The organism is Nocardioides sp. NPDC047086, assembly GCF_040643685.1.
Lineage (GTDB): Bacteria > Actinomycetota > Actinomycetes > Propionibacteriales > Nocardioidaceae > Nocardioides.
Genome location: NZ_JBEYUV010000063.1, coordinates 1 through 17,999, shown reverse-complemented (window position 1 = coordinate 17,999; position 17,999 = coordinate 1). Strand labels below are relative to the sequence as shown.

14 protein-coding genes, 1 pseudogene and 2 riboswitches are annotated in these 17,999 nt (G+C 72.3%); of the genes and pseudogenes, 13 read left to right on the top strand and 2 right to left on the bottom strand.

Annotation, left to right across the window (positions count from 1 at the left end; translation table 11 throughout):
• Positions 1-435 precede the first annotated feature (435 nt).
• The 5 genes from kdgD to ABZ796_RS26655 all read left to right on the top strand — a co-directional run bounded on the left by kdgD (position 436) and on the right by ABZ796_RS26655 (position 6,048).
• Entirely contained in the window at positions 436-1,350 is a 915-nt protein-coding gene (gene kdgD, locus ABZ796_RS26675; RefSeq protein ID WP_357341115.1) for a 5-dehydro-4-deoxyglucarate dehydratase, read from the top strand.
• A 42-nt stretch (positions 1,351-1,392) separates the two neighbouring features.
• Entirely contained in the window at positions 1,393-2,886 is a 1,494-nt protein-coding gene (locus ABZ796_RS26670) for an aldehyde dehydrogenase (NADP(+)) (protein WP_357341114.1), read from the top strand.
• A complete protein-coding gene (locus tag ABZ796_RS26665; protein WP_357341112.1) occupies positions 2,883-4,208 on the top strand; it encodes an enolase C-terminal domain-like protein in 1,326 nt (441 codons plus the stop codon). The genes ABZ796_RS26670 and ABZ796_RS26665 overlap by 4 nt, the downstream gene beginning before the upstream one ends.
• An 18-nt stretch (positions 4,209-4,226) precedes the next feature.
• On the top strand, positions 4,227-5,021 hold the full coding sequence (locus ABZ796_RS26660; RefSeq protein ID WP_357341110.1) for a sulfite exporter TauE/SafE family protein: 795 nt from the start codon (positions 4,227-4,229) through the stop codon (positions 5,019-5,021).
• A 202-nt stretch (positions 5,022-5,223) separates the two neighbouring features.
• Positions 5,224-6,048: an ion transporter gene (locus ABZ796_RS26655; protein ID WP_357341109.1), complete on the top strand. Its 825-nt coding sequence runs from the start codon at positions 5,224-5,226 to the stop codon at positions 6,046-6,048.
• Here ABZ796_RS26655 and ABZ796_RS26650 read toward each other — a convergent pair.
• On the bottom strand, positions 6,034-7,200 hold the full coding sequence (locus ABZ796_RS26650; RefSeq protein ID WP_357341107.1) for an ABC transporter substrate-binding protein: 1,167 nt from the start codon (positions 7,198-7,200) through the stop codon (positions 6,034-6,036). The two genes, ABZ796_RS26655 and ABZ796_RS26650, sit on opposite strands and share 15 nt — an antisense overlap.
• 103 nt (positions 7,201-7,303) lie before the next feature.
• Positions 7,304-7,509: riboswitch (cobalamin riboswitch) on the top strand.
• Positions 7,510-7,564: 55 nt separating this feature from the next.
• Between ABZ796_RS26650 and ABZ796_RS26645 the strand changes: the two are divergent.
• From ABZ796_RS26645 to bluB, 5 genes and pseudogenes are all read left to right on the top strand, one after another.
• Positions 7,565-7,756: pseudogene (locus ABZ796_RS26645) on the top strand (nitrite reductase); the annotation flags it as partial.
• 642 nt (positions 7,757-8,398) lie between these two features.
• Positions 8,399-9,067: a precorrin-8X methylmutase gene (locus ABZ796_RS26640; RefSeq protein ID WP_357341117.1), complete on the top strand. Its 669-nt coding sequence runs from the start codon at positions 8,399-8,401 to the stop codon at positions 9,065-9,067.
• Positions 9,064-10,689, top strand: a complete 1,626-nt coding sequence (gene cobJ / locus ABZ796_RS26635) for a precorrin-3B C(17)-methyltransferase (RefSeq protein WP_357341105.1) — start codon at positions 9,064-9,066, stop codon at positions 10,687-10,689. The genes ABZ796_RS26640 and cobJ overlap by 4 nt, the downstream gene beginning before the upstream one ends.
• Entirely contained in the window at positions 10,686-11,426 is a 741-nt protein-coding gene (gene cobM / locus ABZ796_RS26630) for a precorrin-4 C(11)-methyltransferase (RefSeq protein WP_357341104.1), read from the top strand. The genes cobJ and cobM overlap by 4 nt, the downstream gene beginning before the upstream one ends.
• Positions 11,419-12,060 carry a 5,6-dimethylbenzimidazole synthase gene (gene bluB / locus ABZ796_RS26625; RefSeq protein WP_357341102.1) on the top strand — a complete coding sequence of 214 codons (642 nt, stop codon included), beginning with the start codon at positions 11,419-11,421 and terminating at the stop codon, positions 12,058-12,060. The genes cobM and bluB overlap by 8 nt, the downstream gene beginning before the upstream one ends.
• Before the next feature lie 127 nt (positions 12,061-12,187).
• Here the strand turns inward: bluB and cbiE are convergent, their stop codons facing one another.
• Positions 12,188-13,384, bottom strand: a complete 1,197-nt coding sequence (cbiE, locus tag ABZ796_RS26620; protein ID WP_357341100.1) for a precorrin-6y C5,15-methyltransferase (decarboxylating) subunit CbiE — start codon at positions 13,382-13,384, stop codon at positions 12,188-12,190.
• Positions 13,385-13,400: 16 nt separating this feature from the next.
• Positions 13,401-13,542: riboswitch (cobalamin riboswitch) on the top strand.
• Between the two features lie 24 nt (positions 13,543-13,566).
• Between cbiE and ABZ796_RS26615 the strand changes: the two genes are divergently transcribed.
• The 3 genes from ABZ796_RS26615 to ABZ796_RS26605 all read left to right on the top strand — a co-directional run.
• Positions 13,567-15,693: a VWA domain-containing protein gene (locus tag ABZ796_RS26615; protein ID WP_357341099.1), complete on the top strand. Its 2,127-nt coding sequence runs from the start codon at positions 13,567-13,569 to the stop codon at positions 15,691-15,693.
• A complete protein-coding gene (cobO, locus tag ABZ796_RS26610) occupies positions 15,693-16,307 on the top strand; it encodes a cob(I)yrinic acid a,c-diamide adenosyltransferase (protein WP_357341097.1) in 615 nt (204 codons plus the stop codon). Before ABZ796_RS26615 ends, cobO begins: the two co-directional genes overlap by 1 nt.
• On the top strand, positions 16,301-17,999 hold a 1,699-nt coding region (locus tag ABZ796_RS26605; protein ID WP_357341095.1), incomplete at its 3' end, for a cobyrinate a,c-diamide synthase. The genes cobO and ABZ796_RS26605, both read left to right, overlap by 7 nt.

Here is a 17,999-nt window from a genome sequence, read left to right as displayed (position 1 = left end):
TCTCGACGGGCGCCGGTGTCCAGGACCGCGAAGCGGCCGGCGAAGCCGGCGGCCGCAGGCCGTCCTTGACTCCGGGGTCCGTCGAGAAGACCCTCCAAACAGGGTCGGCGGCCCAGGCCAGCCCTCCGGGCGAAACGTTCCGGCAGGGAGTTCTCGGCAGGCTCGATCAGCCGAGGAACTGTGTTGGTCTCGACACGCCTCCGCCTAGCGGCTCCGGCGGCTCGACCAGCGGGGTGGGGTGGTCTCGACAGGCTCGGCCAGCGGGGTTGGGTGGTCTCGACAAGCTCGACCACCGGGTAGAACGATCGAGCACCTTTGATGCCCCGCAAGCATCACGAGATTCAAATTCGGGCTTGGACAGGCATCACCGAACGTTCCTAACGTGATGGTCACCACCTTCCCCCTCAGCAACCCAACACCTGAAGGACGTGACTCGTGACCGAGTACAGCCCGACCGACCTGGCCGCTCAGCTCAAGAGCGGACTGCTCTCGTTCCCGGTCACCCATTTCAACGAGGACCTGCAGGTCGACGAGGAGGGCTACCGCAAGCACCTGAGCTGGCTGGCCGAGTACCCGGTGGCCGGGCTCTTCGCGGCCGGCGGCACGGGGGAGGGCTTCTCGCTGAACCCGGAGGAGACCGACCAGGTCGTGCGTGCGGCCGTCGATGAGGTCGCGGGGGCCGTGCCGGTGCTGGCGCCGGCGACGGGGAGCACGGCGAACGCGGTCGCGCAGGCGAAGGCGGCCGAGGCCGCGGGGGCCGACGGGATCCTGCTGATGCCGCCGTACCTCACCGAGGCCGGGCAGGCAGGGCTCGTGGAGCATGCCAGCCGCGTGTGCGAGGCGACCGGCCTCGGGGTGATCGTCTACAGCCGCGCGAACGCGGTGCTGCGGGACGAGGCTGTCGACCAGCTCGCCGAACGCAACCCGACCCTGATCGGCTTCAAGGACGGCGTCGGTAACGTCGAGCAGATGACGCGCACCTACGCGCGGGTCGGCGACCGGCTCATCTACATCGGTGGCCTGCCGACGGCGGAGACCTTCGCGCTGCCGCTGCTCCAGCTCGGCGTGAGCACCTACTCCTCGGCGCTGTTCAACTTCGCGCCGAGGTGGGCGATCGAGTTCTACGAGGCCGTACGCGCCCAGGACCGTGACGAGGTCTACCGTCGTCTCAACGAGTTCGTGATCCCCTACCTCGACATCCGCGACCGTACGGCCGGCTACGCCGTGTCGATCGTCAAGGGTGGCCTGGCCGCGATCGGCCGGCCCGCCGGCCCGGTCCGCCCGCCGCTGACCGACCTGCGCGAGGACGAGATCGACGAGCTGCGCGAGCTGATCGCCCGGATCTCCTGACGCCGATCTGCCCCTGAGAGACCGACCCGATAGGAAGGGAACATGAGCTACCGCTCGATCATCGCCGGAGCCGACTCCGAGCAGCCCGACGTCACCGCCGCCACCAGCGCCGCAGCCGAGGCCTTCGCCGGCTACCGCGCCACCTCCCCCGAGGCCCGGGCGGACTTCCTCGATGCCGTCGCCGCCGAGATCGAGGCGGCCCGCGCCGAGATCGTCGAGGCCGCCGTCGCCGAGTCGCACCTGCCCGAGGGCCGGATCAGCGGCGAGGTCGGCCGCACCACCGGCCAGCTCCGGATGTTCGCCGGCGTCGTGCGACGCGGCGACCACCTGGGCGTACGCATCGACCCGGCCCTCCCGGACCGGACCCCGCTGCCGCGGGCCGACATCCGTCAGCGTCAGATCGCGCTGGGCCCGGTGGCGGTGTTCGGTGCCAGCAACTTCCCGCTCGCCTTCTCCACCGCCGGCGGCGACACCGCCTCGGCGCTGGCCGCGGGCTGCCCCGTGGTCGTCAAGGGCCACCCGGCGCACCCGCTCACCGGCTACCTGGTCGCGCAGGCGATCACCCGCGCCGTCGAGAAGGCGGGGCTGCACGCCGGCACCTTCTCCTTCCTCCTCGACACCGGCGTCAAGGGCGGCATCGAGCTCGGCCAGGCCCTCGTGGTCGACCCGCGGATCAAGGCTGTCGGCTTCACCGGCTCCCGCGGTGGCGGGCTGGCGATCGCCGCGGCCGCCGCGGCCCGGCCCGAACCCATCCCGGTCTACGCCGAGATGTCCTCGATCAACCCTGTCGTCGTCCTCCCCGGGGCGCTCGAGGGTGACGTCGAGGCGCTCGCCACGGCGTACGTCGGCTCGCTGACCCTCGGCTCCGGACAGTTCTGCACCAACCCCGGGCTGCTCTTCCTCCCGAGGAGCGAGGCGGGAGACGCCTTCCTGGCCGCTGCCGGGCGGGCCACCGCCGAGGCCATCGGCGCGACCATGCTCACGACCGGGATCGCCCGGGCCTACGAGGCGGGCACCGAGAAGCTCCGGGCCACCGACGGTGTGACCGTCGTCGGTGAGGGCACCGCGGGCGACACCGACGCCCCCGCGCCCCAGATCGTCGAGGCCGCCCGTCTCGCCGGTGTGACCGACGAGGTCTTCGGCGCCTCCGGCGTCGTGGTCCGCTACGACACCGTCGGGGACCTGCTGCCCAGCCTGGACTCCCTCGAGGGCCAGCTCACCGCGACGGTCCACGCCACCGACACCGACAACGAGGCTGCCGCCCAGGTCGTCTCCGCCCTCGAGCTCAAGGCGGGCCGGATCCTCTTCAACGGCTGGCCCACGGGCGTCGAGGTCGGCCACGCGATGGTCCACGGCGGTCCGTTCCCGGCCACCTCCGACTCCCGCTCCACCTCGGTCGGCAGCCTCGCGATCGAGCGCTTCCAGCGGCCGGTCGCCTACCAGGACGTACCTGCCGCGCTCCTCCCGGAGGCCGTCCGCGACGACAACCCGTGGCACCTCGCCCGCCGGATCGACGGAGAGCTGCAGCTGCCATGAGCACCACGACCATCGCAAAGGTCGAGGTCGTCCCGGTCGCCGGCCACGACTCGATGCTGCTCAACCTCAGCGGCGCGCACGCGCCGTTCTTCACCCGCAACATCGCGATCCTCACCGACTCCGAGGGCCGCGAGGGTGTCGGCGAGGTCCCCGGCGGCGAGCCGATCCGTCGCACCATCGAAGAGGCCGCCGAGCTGCTCGTGGGGCAGCCGGTCACCCGCTACCGCAGCCTGCTTCGCCAGGTCTCGGACACGTTCGCCGACCGCGACGCCGGCGGCCGCGGAGCCCAGACCTTCGACCTGCGTACGACCGTCCACGCCGTCACCGCGCTGGAGTCCGCGCTCCTCGATCTCGCCGGTCAGGCCCAGGGTGTGCCGGTCGCCGAGCTGCTCGGTGACGGCCAGCAGCGCGACAGCGTGCCGATGCTCGGCTACCTCTTCTACGTCGGCGACCCCGACAAGACCGACCTGCCCTACCTGCGGGAGGCGGGCGCCACCGATGAATGGGACCGCGTCCGGCGGGAGGTCGCGCTGACCCCCGAGGCGGTCGTACGTCTCGCCGAGGCCGCCCAGGCCCGCTACGGCTTCCACGACTTCAAGCTCAAGGGCGGTGTCCTCGCCGGTGAGGAGGAGGTCGCCGCGGTGACCGCCCTCCACGAGCGTTTCCCCGACGCCCGGATCACCCTGGACCCCAACGGCGGCTGGCTGCTCGCCGACGCCGTCCGGCTGCTCGGAGGCAAGGACGACATGCTCGCGTACGCCGAGGATCCCTGCGGTGCCGAGGGCGGCTACTCGGGCCGCGAGATCATGGCCGAGTTCAAGCGCGCCACCGGGCTGCGCACCGCGACCAACATGATCGCCACCGACTGGCGCCAGATGGCGCACGCGATCCGTACCAACGCCGTCGACATCCCCCTCGCGGACCCGCACTTCTGGACCATGTCCGGCTCGGTCCGCGTCGCCCAGATGTGCCACGACTTCGGGCTGACCTGGGGCTCCCACTCCAACAACCACTTCGACGTCTCGCTGGCCATGTTCACCCACGTCGGCGCCGCCGCACCGGGGGAGATCACCGCGCTGGACACCCACTGGATCTGGCAGGACGGCCAGGGCCTGACCGAGTCGCCGCTGGAGATCCGCGACGGCGCCGTCGCCGTGTCGACCGCACCGGGGCTCGGGATCCGGCTCGACCGCGACCGGGTCGCGGCCGCGCACGAGCTCTACCTCGAGCACGGGCTCGGCGTACGCGACGACGGCGTCGCCATGCAGTACCTGGTGCCGGAGTGGACCTTCGACCCCAAGCGCCCGTGCCTGGTCCGATGACCGCCCGGTGAGCGCCGAGTGAGCGCCGAGCTCGGCTGGCTCCTGCTCGCCGGCATCGGTGCGGGACTGACCGGCTCGGTGGCCGGCTTGGCCTCGCTGGTCAGCTACCCCTCCCTGTTGGCCGCGGGGCTGCCGCCGGTCGTCGCCAACGTCACCAACACGGTGGCCATGTTCGGCGTCACCGGCGGCACCGTCGCCGGTTCACGGCGCGAGCTGCGCGGCCAGGGCAGAAGGATCGCCTGGCTGGCCCTGGCCTCCTTCCTCGGCGGCGGGCTGGGCGCGGCCCTGCTGCTCACCACGCCGGCCGAGGCGTTCGAGACGGTGGTGCCCTGGCTGGTCGGAGCCGGGGCGGTGCTCCTGCTGCTCCGCGACCGGATCCGGGCCTGGGCGGCCGCCCGCGCAGCCGCGCGGCCGCCACGGCAGGGCCCACGACCGGACGGCGAGGAGCGACGTACGCTGGCCCGAGGGTTCGGCTGGGGCGCCGTCGTGTTCGTGCTCGGCATCTACGGCGGCTACTTCGGCGCCGGCGTCGGGATCATCGCGCTGGCCGTCCTCGTGCTCGAGCGTACCGAGGCCCTGGCGATCACCAACGCGGTCAAGAACGTCGCCACCGGCGTGGCCAACGGCACCGCCGCGATCGCGTACGTCTTCTTCGCCCCCGTGAGCTGGCCGGCCGCGATCGCCCTCGGAGCGGGTGCCGTGATCGGCGGCTTCCTGGGACCGGCGATCGTCCGGGTCGCCCCCGAGCGCCCGCTGCGCTGGCTGGTCGGCCTCGCCGGCCTGGGCCTCGCGCTCCACCTCGCCACAACCTGAACCCCCGCTGGCCGAGCCGATTCCCCCCGTCGGCTCGAGACCAACACGGTCCCGTCGAGCGCGACAGGGGGACTGTGTTGGTCTCGACACGCCTTCGCCTAGTGGCTCCGGCGGCTCGACCAGCGGGGGAGCGGTGAGGACGGGGTGATCCGGCCGATAGGCTCCGGCCGCTGTCACGGGTCAACAGGAGGACGAAGCGAACATGGGTTCGAGCATCACCACAGTGCGCGGCCGGGTGCGTGCGCTGGTCGACAACGACACGTTCCAGAAGATCATCATCGGGGTGATCATCCTCAACGCGGTGGTCCTCGGTGTCGAGACGATGGTCCCCGAACACCTCGCCCACGAGCTGGCGCTGCTCGACAGCGTGCTCCTCGGGGTCTTCGTCGTCGAGCTGGTGCTGCGGCTGGCGGCGTACGGCCCCAGGTTCTTCCTCGACCCGTGGAACATCTTCGACACCGTGATCGTCGCGATCGCGCTGGTGCCGGCGACCGGACCGATGTCGGTGCTGCGGGCGCTGCGGATCCTGCGCGTGCTGCGCCTGGTCAACTCGGTCCCTTCCATGCGTCGCGTCGTCGACGGCCTGATCAACGCGGTGCCGGGGATGGGCGCGGTCGCGGGGCTGCTGGTGCTGATGATGTACGTCGCGGTGGTCATCTCGACCAACCTCTACGGCTCGATCGCGCCGGAGTACTTCGGCGACCTCGGCACCAGTGCGTTCACGCTGTTCCAGACCATGACCGGGGAGGCCTGGCCCGACATCGCCCGCGAGGTGATGGCCGAGGACCCCTCCGCCTGGATCTTCTTCGTGGTCTTCATCCTGGTGATGACCTTCGCGGTCCTCAACCTCTTCCTCGCCGTGGTCGTCTCCGGCATGGAGAGCGTCGAGTCCCTCGCCGAGCACGAGGAGGAGTCCGACGCCGAGATGATGGCCGTCCTCACCTCGCTGCGCGAGGACCTCACCGCCGTACGCGAGGAGCTGGCCCTCACCCGGGCCGAGCTGCGGTCGGACTCAGCTGCCCGCTGAGGCGATCTCCCGCAGCACCACGTTGCGGGGGCCGTCGGGAGTGCCCTTGACGACCCGCAGGAAGTAGGGCTGTTCGGGGTTGTGGTTGGGGTCGAAGGACCAGTTCCCGCGGGGGCTGACGATGGTGCCGACCGACCCGAGGGAGTCGGCGATCTCGTTGCGGTCGACGTCGTCGGAGAGGCCGAGCGCCTTGTCGAGCGCGGCCGCGGCGTCGTAGGCCTGCACCGAGTAGACCGTCGGGGTGGAGTCGTACGCCTTGCGGTAGTCCTTCACGAAAGCGTCGTTCATCAGCGAGTCCATCGCGTCGCTGTAGTGCAGCGCGGTCCGCACACCGGATGCGGCGCCGCCTAGCGCGGACAGCACGTCGCCCTCGGTGAGGAAGCCCGGGCCGTAGAGCCGGGTGCTCCTGGCCAGCCCGGACTCGCGGTACTGCTTCACGAACGCCTCCGCCTCCTTCCCGGCATAGGCGGCGAAGATCGCGTCCGCGCCCGACTCCTTCACCTTGTCGAAGAGCCCCGACCACTCCTCGGTCTCGCCCGCCGCGGTGTAGCTCTGACCTGCCACGTTGCTGCCGGACGCCTCGAGGGAGATCATGAAGCTGTCGGAGAACTCGTGACCGGTCGCGTCGTCGGAGCCGATGACGTACGCCGAGCCCCGGTCTGTCCCCTGGGCGACCGCCTTCCCGAGCGCGCTGCCCACGCCCGCGTTGGTCGAGGACGTACGCCACAGGTAGTCGGATCCGTCGGCGAGGTCGTCGGCACCGGCGCCGGTGACGATCAGCGGCGTCTCGCTGTTCTTCGCGACGTCCTTGGCCGCCAGCGCCGTCTCCGAGCCCACCAGCCCGACGACCGCGTGGACCTCCTCGTCCTCGATCAGCCGGCGCACCGCGGCGAGGCCGGTCTCGACCCGGTCGCCCTCGTCGGCCTCAACGACGTCGATCAGCCGGCCGCCGAGCTTCCCGTCGTGCTGCTCGAGGTAGAGGTCGAAGCCCCGGGACATGTCGGTGCCGATCGACGCGTAGACGCCGGAGGTGGGCACCACCAGGCCGATCGAGACCCTCTCCTCCGAGGCCGTGGCGCAGGCCGTCGGGCCGAGCGCGAGCGCCGAGATGGTCGCGAGCACGAGCAGTTGACGCCGAGCCGAGCCGGTCACGGGGGACTCCATCTGTGGAAAGACGGGTGGGAGGTTCCGAGTAGGCGAACACTGGCACAAACCGTGGCCGCGGGGTGAGCAATTCGGTGCCGTGTCCGCAAGTGGGTAGTCTCGCCCTGCCAGTCGTACTCCATGCCTGATGGGGTCAGGGAACCCGGTGAGAGTCCGGGACTGACGCGCAGCGGTGAGGATGACGGGCGGAACACGCCCTCTCTCCGGCGAGGGCAGCCACTGGAGCCTGGCTCCGGGAAGGCGTCCCGCACCGATCGATTCCGAGTCCGAAGACCTGCTGGCTCTGGCGGCGCCCGCCGCCAGGTCACCACGTGCCCCGCGCAAGGGCACATGACGCAGAGCAGGTGTCCCGATGTCGCGAGTCCGAACCGACCGATGCCCCGGAGTCGGTCGTCCGTGGGCGGCCGAGGACGGCCTGCTGGTGCGGCTGCGCCTGATCGGCGGGTCCGTCTCGTCCGCCGCGCTGCTCTCCCTGATCTCCGTGGCGGAGACCTACGGCGACGGGCGGATCCACCTCACCGGTCGCGCCAACCTGCAGGTGCGCGGCCTGCCCGCCGTCGACGGTGCCCGCTCTGGAGACAACCTGCCCGGTGAGGTGCTCACCGCGCTGAAGGCGACCGGCCTGGTGCCGGCGCAGACCCACGAGCTCGTACGCAACGTGATGGTCTCCCCGCAGACCGGGCTCGCCGGGGGACGGGCCGACCTGCGTGGCGTCGCGGCGTCGCTGGACCGGCTGCTGTGCGCCTCGCCGCAGCTGGCCGCGCTGCCGGGGCGGTTCCTCTTCGTGCTCGACGACGGTCGCGGCGACCTGGTCTCGCGGGCGTGCGACCTCGGGCTGGTGGCGCTCTCGGCGGCCGAGGGTCAGCTGCGCGTCGGTGACTCGTGGGGGCCGGTCGTGCCGCTCGCCGAGGCCGCGCCCCGGCTGGTCGCGCTCGCCTCCCGCTTCCTGGACGTACGCGGCTCGGGGCCGTCGGCGGCCTGGCACGTCACCGAGCTCGACGGCCCGCTCGTCGAGCCGGTGGCGGCCGATGCTCGGGTGCCGGCTGCGGCCGAGGAGCTCGGGTTCGGCGAGGTGCCCGGGGGTGAGCACGTCGCCGCCGTCGACGGAGCCTTGGACCGGGCGGCCGTCGAGGCGCTGGCGGAGCGGGGCCCGGCGCTCGTGGTGACACCGTGGCGCGGCGTACTCGTGCCGTCGCCGAAGGCACGCCCGACCCGTCGCTACGACTACATCGACCAGGGGCCGGCGATCTACGTCGACTCCTTCGCGACCATCCGGCGCGAGGCCGACCTTTCCGCGGTGCCGGCCGACGCCGAGCGGCTCGCGGTGCGGATGATCCACGGCAGCGGCCAGGTCGACCTCGCCTCCGACCTGGTCATCCACCCCGGCCTGGTGAAGGCCGCGCGAGGCGCGCTGGAGGCCGGGGCGCCGATCCTGTGCGACGCGACGATGGTCGCCACCGGGGTCACCCGCAGCCGGCTCCCGCGCGAGAACGAGGTGCTCTGCATGCTCGGCGACGACCGGGTCCCGGCGCTGGCCCGGGCCTGGGGGACGACCCGCACCGCCGCCGCGCTGTCGCTGTGGGAGCCCTACCTGGAGGGGGCCGTGGTCGCCATCGGCAACGCCCCGACGGCGCTGTTCCACCTGCTCGAGATGATCCTCGACGGCGGCCCCCGGCCGGCCGCGATCGTCGGCTGCCCGGTCGGCTTCATCGGCGCCGCCGAGTCCAAGGAGGCGCTCGCCTCGTTCGCCGCCGACCACGGGATCGACATCCCCTTCGTCACCGTCCGGGGCCGCCGTGGCGGCTCCGCGATGACCTCCTCCGCACTCAACGCACTCGCCCAGGAGCAGGAATGAGCACTCCGATCCGTGGGAGCTTCACCGTCGTCGGCATCGGCCCGGGCGACCCCGAGCTGATCACCCTCAAGGCCGCCCGGCTGATCGGCGCGGCGCCGGTGATCGCCTACCACGCCGGGGTGCGCAAGCAGTCCCACGCCCGCCGGATCGCGTCCTCGCTGATCCCGGCCGGTGCGGTGGAGGAGGAGCTGCGCTACCCGGTCACGACGGGGACCACAACCCACCCGGGCGGGTACGTCGGGGCGATGGCGGAGTTCTACGAGTCCTGCGCGGTGCGGCTCTCGGCCCATCTCAACGCCGGCCGTGACGTGGTCCTGCTCGCCGAGGGCGACCCGCTCTTCTACGGCTCCTCGATGTACCTCCACGACCGGTTCAAGGAGGTCTACGAGACCTCCGTCGTGCCGGGCGTCCCCGCCTTCGCCGCCGCCACCGCCGCCGTCTCGACGCCGCTGGTGCGTCAGACCGACGTCCTCACGGTGCTGCCGGGCACGCTGCCCGAGCCCGAGCTCGCCCGTCGGCTGGCCGACACCGAGGCCGCCATCATCATGAAGCTCGGCCGGACCTTCCCGGCGGTTCGTTCCGCGCTCGAGGCCGCTGGGCGGCTCGAGGGTGCCTGGTACGTCGAGCGGGCCTCGCAGCCCGAGGAGCGCTGGCTGCCGGTGGCGGACGTGGACCCAGCCTCGGTTCCCTACTTCTCGCTCATCGTCGTCCCCGGCGACACCGCCCCCGCGCCGCACGCTGGTCGAGCCTCCACCCCCGTCGGTCGAGCCGGAGTCGTGAGGAACGAGCGACTCCGTGTCGAGACCAACACGGTCGAATCGAGCGCGTCGGGGGACCGTGTTGGTTTCGACACGCTCGCTGGCGCTCGCGGCTCAACCAGCGGTGGCGGTGGCGGGGAGGTGCTCGTCGTCGGGCTGGGGCCGGGGCCCGACGGGTGGCTGACGCCCGAGGTCTCGGCCGCGCTGGCCGAGGTCGGACACGTCGTCGGCTACGCGCCCTACGTCAACCGGGTGCCGCAGCGCGCCGGGATGCAGCGGCATGCGTCGGGCAACACGGTCGAGGTCGACCGGGCTCGGCACGCCCTGGACCTGGCGCTTGCGGGGGAGCGGGTCGCCGTCGTCTCCGGCGGTGACGCCGGTGTCTTCGGGATGGCCTCCGCGGTGTTCGAGGCCGCCGAGGACCCGGCCTACGCGGGCGTACGCGTCCGGGTGCTGCCCGGGGTCAGCGCCGTCCAGGCTGTGGCCGCGCGTGCGGGCGCGCCGGTCGGTGCCGACTTCGCGGTGATGTCTCTCTCCGACCGGCTCAAGCCGTGGTCCGTCGTCGAGGACCGGCTGCGCGCGGTCGCCGCCGCCGACCTGGTGCTGGCCATCTACAACCCCGCCTCCCGCTCGCGCACCGAGCAGATCGGACTGGCTCGTGACGTACTCCTCGAGCAGCGCAAGCCCGACACCGTCGTGGTCGTCGGCCGCGACGTCGGGCGGGCCGAGGAGTCGCTGACGGTGACCACGCTCGGTGATCTCGACGCGGCCTCCATCGACATGAAGTGCCTGGTCATCGTGGGGGCGAGCTCGACGCGGGCGACCGCGGCGGGGCAGGTCTGGACGCCGAGGTATGTCCGATGACCGTCCACTTCGTAGGAGCCGGGCCCGGCGCCGCCGACCTGCTGACCGTACGCGCGACGAGGATGCTCGCGGCCGCCGACGTGGTGCTCTATCCCGGCACCTACCTCGACCCCGAGGTGCTGGGGCACTGCAGCCCCGAGGCCCAGCTGGTCGACACCCAGAAGCTCGATCTGGACCAGATCGTCGGCGAGATCGTCGCCGCCCATCGTGGGGGCAAGCAGGTCGTACGCCTCGTCTCCGGCGACCCCTCGGTCTACTCGGCGGTCGCGGAGCAGACACGGCGGCTCGATGCGGCCGAGGTGCCGTGGGACGTGACCCCCGGGGTGCCCGCCTATGCGGCCGCGGCCGCGCTGGTGGGGCGGGAGCTGACCGTTCCGCTGGTGGCGCAGTCGGTCGTCCTCACCCGGACCCAGGCACGGTCGACGGCCATGCCGGAGGGGGAGTCCCTCGCCGCGTACGCCGCGACCGGCGCCACGCTCGTGCTCCACCTGGCGATCCGGCGCACCCGCGAGCTGATGGCCGAGCTGTTGCCCTACTACGGCCCGGAGTGCCCGGTCGTGGTCGTCTACCGTGCCAGCCAGCCCGCGGAGCGGGTGCTGCGTGGAACGGTGGCGACGATCGCCGACGCGGTCGAGGACGCGGGGCTGCGGCAGGCGGCCGTCATCCTCGCCGGGCCCGCGCTGGCCCGCGACGGGGGTGAGTCGTTCCTCTACGACGCCGCTCGGGTGCGTGCCTGATGGAGCTCTGCGCCTGATGGACCTCTATGACGCGATCAACCGCCGCCGCGACACCCGCGCGGAGTTCACCGGCGAGCCGATCCCACCCGACGTCCTCGAGCGGGTCCTCTCGGCAGCCCACGCCGCCCCGAGCGTCGGGATGTCGCAGCCGTGGGACTTCGTGCTCGTACGCGACGCCGACCGCCTCGACCGCTTCCACGCCCACGTCGCGAGCGAACGGGAGACCTTCGCCGCCACCCTGTCCGGCGAGCGGGCCGAGACCTTCTCCCGGATCAAGATCGAGGGCATCCGCGAGTCCGGGCTGGGCATCGTGGTCGGCTACGACCCGACCCGCGGCGGCCCCAACGTCCTCGGCCGCCATGCCATCGCCGACGCGGGCCTCTACTCGGTCGTCTGCGCCATCCAGAACCTCTGGCTCGCCGCCACCGCCGAGGGCCTCGGCGTCGGCTGGGTCAGCTTCTACCGCGAGGAGTTCCTGCGCGACCTGGTCGGGATGCCCGAGGGCGTACGTCCTGTCGCCTGGCTCTGCGTCGGCCCTGTGGCCGACCTTCCCGACACCCCGGACCTGGAGCGCTTCGGCTGGCGCCACCGCTCACCGCTCTCGACGGTGGTCCACGAGGAGAAGTTCGGGTAGTCCGTCAGAATCGGCGGGTGAAGAAGTACATCCTCTTCGATCAGAGCTGAAGCGCATCGTCCTCGCATGAGATGCGGAGCTTTTACTAGACGATGACACCTTGTGAACTAGGTGGATTCACCAGGTGTCATCGTCTAGTAAAAGGCGCGCTGTAGGACCACTGCACCACCGTGCGCTGAGGGGCCCAGCCGCGGAAGGTGCCGATGGCGTCGACGGACTCGACCGAGATCCGGGTCAGCTCGCCGCCGAGTTCGGCATGCTGTCGCGCCAGGAGTTGCTCGGTCTCCAGGGTGACGCCGTGGACCACGAGCCGGCCGCCGGGGCGGAGGGCGGTGAGGCAGGTGTCGAGCACGCCGGGGCGGGTCGCGCCGCCGCCGATGAAGATCGCGTCGGGTGCCGGGAGATCGCCCAACGCATCGGGGGCTCGGCCCTCGACGACATTCAGCCCGGGGACGCCGAGACGGGCCGCGTTGCGGGCGATCCGGGCGGCGCGCTCGGGGGAGGCCTCGACCGCGGTCGTGGTGCACGACGGGTGCGCGCGCATCCACTCGATCCCGATCGACCCGGCACCGGCGCCGACATCCCACAGGTGCGCGCCAGGTGTGGGCGCCAGTCGGGCCAGGGCCGAGGCCCGCAGGTCGCGCTTGGTCAGCTGGCCGTCGTTCTCGAAGGCGTCGTCGGGAAGGCCGGCGGTCCAGCCGAAGAGGGGCGCGCCGACGCACTCGATCGCCACGATGTTGAGCCGCGGCGACTCCCCGTTCCACACCGAAGCGGTCGCGGACCGAGCGCTCTCGGTCTCCGCCCCGAGGTCGCCCAGCACGGTCATCGCGGACTCTCCGAAACCGGCTGAGACCAGCAGGTCCGCGATCGACGCGGGGGTCGACTCGTCGGAGGAGAGTGCCAGGATCCGGCGGCCGGGTGCGAGCTCGCGGGCGACCAGCGACACGTCGCGGCCGACCAGGCTGACGGCCACGCACGACTCGGCCGGCCAGCCCATCCGGGCGCGGGCGAGGGCGACGGAGGAGACGGCCGGCTCGATGCGTACGTTCTCCCGACCGAGGAGCGAGATCAGGGTCGTCCCGATGCCGGAGACCAGCGGGTCGCCCGAGGCCAGGGCGACCGCGTCCCCGACATCGTCGAGCAGCGCCGGGAGACCGTCACGCAGCGGCGAGGGCCAGGGCTCGCGACGCTGGCCGGGAACGTCCGGGACGAGGTCGAGGTGACGCTTGCCGCCGAGGAGGACCGGGGACTCCCGGATCAGATGCTGGTGACGTACGGGAATCTCGTCCCAACCTCCGGCACCGATGCCCACCACGACGATCATGAGGCCAGACGCTACAGTGACCGCACAGGCGCGAGGTGCCCCGACTGGGGAGAATCTGGGAAGCCGGTGAGAATCCGGCACAGGCCCGCTGCGGTGAATCGAGCCCCATCACGGGGACTCGACAAGTCCGAAGACCGGCCCCGCGTCCAACCATCCAACGCGATAGGGAGCGGGAGCCTCTCATGCCGGTGCACTACCCATTTTCTGCCGTCCTCGGCTGCCAGGCGGACGACCTCGACGACATGGGCCTCGCGCTCGTGCTCACCACGATCTCCCCGGAGATCGGCGGGGTCCTGGTCCGTGGCGAGAAGGGGACCGCGAAGTCGACGGCCGTACGTGGCCTGGCGGCCGTGCTGCCCTCGATCTCGGTCTACGCCGGGGACCGGTTCTCGATCGACCCGGCCGACCCGTCCGCGGAGTCGCCGGACGGGCCCTTCGGGTCCGCCGCCGTCGTGGAGAGCCGCCCGGTGCGGCTGGTCGAGCTCCCGGTGGGTGCCACCGAGGACCGGGTCGTCGGCTCCCTCCACCTGGAGAGCGCGCTCTCTCGCGGCGCGGTCGAGTTCGAGCCGGGCCTGCTCGCGCGGGCACACCGGGGTCTGCTCTACGTCGACGAGGTCAACCTGCTCCACGACCACCTGGTCGACCTGCTGCTGGACGCGGCCGCCATGGGCCGGGTCTCGGTCGAGCGTGACGGCGTCTCGGTCGAGCACGCCGCCCGGTTCGTGCTGATCGGCACCATGAACCCCGAGGAGGGCGAGCTGCGCCCGCAGCTGCTGGACCGCTTCGGGCTCACCGTCGAGGTCGCCGCGCCCCGGGATCCGGCGCTGCGCGCCGAGGTCGTACGCCGCCGGATGGCCTTCGACCTGGACGCTCCCGCGTTCGTCGAGCGCTATGTCGCCGCCGAGCGCGACCTGACCGCACGGGTCTCGACCGCGCGCACTCTCGTCGGGAAGGTCCGGCTCACCGCGCCCGGGCTGCTCAAGATCGCCGAGGTCTGCGCGGCGTTCGAGGTCGACGGGCTGCGCGCCGACATCGTCACCGCGCGCACCGCGGTCGCGCACGCGGCCTGGGCCGGCCGCTCCGAGGTCACCCGCGAAGACATCCGCCGCGCCGCCCTGCTCGCGCTGCCGCACCGCCGCCGTCGCAACCCGTTCGACGCTCCCGGTCTCGACGAGGACCTGCTCGACCGCATCCTCGGCGACGAGGAGCTGCCGCCCGAGCCGCCGGAGGGCGGGCCTGCGGATGGCTCGGGGGACGACTCGGGCGCCGAAGGTGACCCTGTTGGTCTCACTGAGTCAGATTCCGCTGGGCCTCCGCCTAGCGGCTCCGGCGGCTCGACCGAGGATGAACCCCCGTCGGTTGAGCCCGCGAGCGAAGCGAGCGGTGTCGAAACCAACACAGCCGATGACGCACTCGACCGGCCACAGTCGCCTTCCGGCGTCGCGCCCGAGTCCGTCACCGCCGCCGCCCCGGCCTACCGCCCCCGCCTCCTGACCGCGACCGGCCTCGGCACCGGCCGCTCCGGCGGCCGGAGCAAGGCGATCGGCAGCAGCGGCCGCCGGATCGGCGCGAACACCAGCACCCGCGGCTCGCTCCATCTCGTCGAGACGCTCAAGGCGGCCGCGGGCAAGCAGGCCGCCCGTCCGCGTACGTCCGCGAAGGTCGAGCTGCGCACCGAGGATCTCCGCACCGCGGTCCGCGAGGGCCGCGAGGCCAACCTGGTGCTCTTCTGCGTGGACGCGTCCGGGTCGATGGCCGCGCGCAAGCGGATGGCCCAGGTGAAAGCCGCCGTCCTCTCGCTGCTGCTCGACGCCTACCGGCGCCGCGACAAGGTCGGGATGATCACCTTCCGCGGCGAGAGCGCCGAGCTCGTGCTGCCGCCGACCGGGTCGGTCGACCTCGCCGCGGCACGCCTCGACGAGGTGCCCGCCGGAGGACGTACGCCGCTGGCCGAAGGCCTCCTCGAGGCCGCCCGGGTGCTCCAGCGCGAGCACCTCCGCGACCCCGATCTGCGCCCGCTGCTGGTGGTCGTCACCGACGGCCGCGCCAACTCATCCCGAAAAACTGCGCAGGCCCACGGCAAGGACGCCGTCCGGCGTTCGCAGCAGGCCGCCGCGTACGTCGCCGGCCTGGGCGTCACCACCATCGTCATCGACTCCGAGAGCGGACCGATGCGGCTCGGGCTGGCCCGTGAGCTGGCCGTGCATCTGGGAGCCGAGCACGTGCCGGTCGCCGAGGTGAGCGCCGAGGCGCTGACCTCCGCCGTCCACGGGTACACCGGATCCACCGTGGGAAGGGGCGCTGCCTGATGCCGAAGGGACAGCCGCTGAACGTACCCGACGACGGGCTCACCACCCGCCAGCGCCGCAACCGGCCGCTGCTGATGGTCCACACCGGGCCCGGCAAGGGGAAGTCGACCGCCGCCTTCGGGCTCGCGCTGCGTGGCTGGAACCAGGGCTGGCGGATCGGGGTCTTCCAGTTCGTGAAGTCGGCCAAGTGGCGCATCGGCGAGCAGACCGTGCTCGAGCGCCTCGGGAAGCTGCACGAGGAGACCGGCGAGGGTGGACCGGTCGACTGGCACAAGATGGGCTCCGGCTGGTCTTGGTCGCGCAAGCAGGGCGAGGCCGAGGACCACGCCGCGGCCGCCGCCGAGGGCTGGGCCGAGATCAAGCGGTGCCTGGCCGAGGAGCGCTACGACCTGCTGGTCCTCGACGAGTTCACCTACCCGATCAAGTGGGGCTGGGTCTCCGCCGAGGAGGTGGCCTCGGTGCTCTCCGAGCGCCCGGGGCGCCAGCACGTCGTGATCACCGGCCGTGACGCCGACCCTGCCGTGCTCGAGGTCGCGGACCTGGTCACCGAGATGACCAAGATCAAGCACCCGATGGACGCCGGCCAGAAGGGCCAACGGGGCATCGAATGGTGACCCTGCCCCGGCTGGTGGTCGCTGCTCCCTCGACCGGCTCGGGGAAGACGACCATCGCCACCGGGCTGATGGCGGCGCTGCGCGCTTCCGGGATGACGGTGAGCGGGCACAAAGTCGGCCCTGACTACATCGACCCCGGCTACCACGCGCTCGCCACCGGGCGGCCCGGGCGCAACCTCGACCCGCATCTGGTCGGCATCGAACGGGTGGTGCCGCTGCTGCTGCATGGTGCTGCGGGGGCCGACGTGGCGGTCATCGAGGGTGTCATGGGTCTCTACGACGGCCGCCTCGGCACCGACGGCTTCGCCTCCACCGCCCACGTCGCGGCGCTGACCTCCTCGCCGGCGGTCCTGGTCCTCGACGTCGCCCGGATGTCCCGCTCCGCTGCCGCGATCGCCGCCGGGATGGCGGCCTTCGACCCGTCGGTACGCATCGGGGGAGTCGTGCTCAACCGCTGCTCTCCCGGGCGCAACGCCTCCGAGATCCGGCGGGCGTTGGAGCAGGCTGGGTTGCCGGTGCTCGGCATGCTGCCGCGGGACGAGTCGCTCGCGTCCCCGTCGCGTCACCTGGGTCTCGTTCCTGTCGCCGAGCGCGACGAGTCGGTCGCGCTGATCGAGCGCCTGGGGGAGCAGGTCGCGGCTCACCTCGACCTGTCCGACCTGCTCGACGTCGCCCGCTCCGCCCCCGACCTCGACGATGTCGCTTGGGATCCGTTGCTGGAGCTGCGCGGGGACGACCGTGTTGGTTTCGACACGGCGTCGCTCGTACCTCACGACGCCGGCTCAACCAGCGGTGCCACCGCTGGTCGAGCCGCCCCCGCTGGTCGAGCCGCGAGCGCCGGCGAGCGTGTCGAGACCAACACAGCGCGCCCTGTGATCGCCGTCGCCGGCGGCCGCGCCTTCACCTTCCGCTACCCCGAGACCGAGGAGCTCCTGGAGGCGGCAGGCTGCGACGTACGCTCCTTCGACCCGCTCACCGATCCCGCGCTCCCCGAGGGCACGAGTGGGATCTACCTCGGCGGCGGCTTCCCCGAGATGTACGCCGCCGAGCTCGCCGCCAACCGATCCCTGCTCGAGGACCTCCGGGCCGCCGTCGAAGCCGGCGTCCCGACGGTCGCAGAGTGCGCCGGGCTCCTCTATCTGGCCGAGTCCCTCGACGGCGTACCCATGGCCGGCGCCCTCCCCGCCCACGCCGCCATGAGCGAGCGACTCACGCTGCGCTACCCGGTCGCCACCGCCCTCTCCGACTCCCTCCTCACCCGCGCCGGCGAGCAGGTCAGCGGCCACGAGTTCCACCGCACCACCACCTCGCCCCCGGCCGGAACCCAGGCAGCCTGGATCGTCGACGGCGCCCCGACCGGCTTCAGCAGCGACACTGTCCACGCGTCGTACCTCCATGTGCACTGGGCCGGCCACCCGCACCTGGCTCACCGCTTCGCCGAAGCCTCGCGCGCCTTCGCCGCTCGATCAGCCGCTGGTCGAGCCGCCCCCGCTGGTCGAGCCGACGCCCCCGCTGGTCGAGCCGACGCCACCGCTGGTCGAGCCGACGCCACCGCTGGTCGAGCCGACGCCACCGCTGGTCGAGCCGACGCCACCGCTGGTCGAGCCGACGCCACCGCTGGTCGAGCCGACGTCGTGAGGGACGAACGACGTCGTGTCGAGACCAACACGGTCCCATCGAGCGCGACAGGGG

What these genes read in the sequence shown, in the direction of transcription:
- cobM (WP_357341104.1), top strand. Translation starts at nt 10,686, where the DNA reads ATGACCGTCCACTTCGTAGGAGCCGGGCCCGGCGCCGCCGACCTGCTG.
- ABZ796_RS26615 (WP_357341099.1), top strand. Translation starts at nt 13,567, where the DNA reads ATGCCGGTGCACTACCCATTTTCTGCCGTCCTCGGCTGCCAGGCGGAC.
- ABZ796_RS26655 (WP_357341109.1), top strand. Translation starts at nt 5,224, where the DNA reads ATGGGTTCGAGCATCACCACAGTGCGCGGCCGGGTGCGTGCGCTGGTC.
- cbiE (WP_357341100.1), bottom strand. Translation starts at nt 13,384, where the DNA reads ATGATCGTCGTGGTGGGCATCGGTGCCGGAGGTTGGGACGAGATTCCC.
- cobO (WP_357341097.1), top strand. Translation starts at nt 15,693, where the DNA reads ATGCCGAAGGGACAGCCGCTGAACGTACCCGACGACGGGCTCACCACC.
- cobJ (WP_357341105.1), top strand. Translation starts at nt 9,064, where the DNA reads ATGAGCACTCCGATCCGTGGGAGCTTCACCGTCGTCGGCATCGGCCCG.
- ABZ796_RS26670 (WP_357341114.1), top strand. Translation starts at nt 1,393, where the DNA reads ATGAGCTACCGCTCGATCATCGCCGGAGCCGACTCCGAGCAGCCCGAC.
- ABZ796_RS26665 (WP_357341112.1), top strand. Translation starts at nt 2,883, where the DNA reads ATGAGCACCACGACCATCGCAAAGGTCGAGGTCGTCCCGGTCGCCGGC.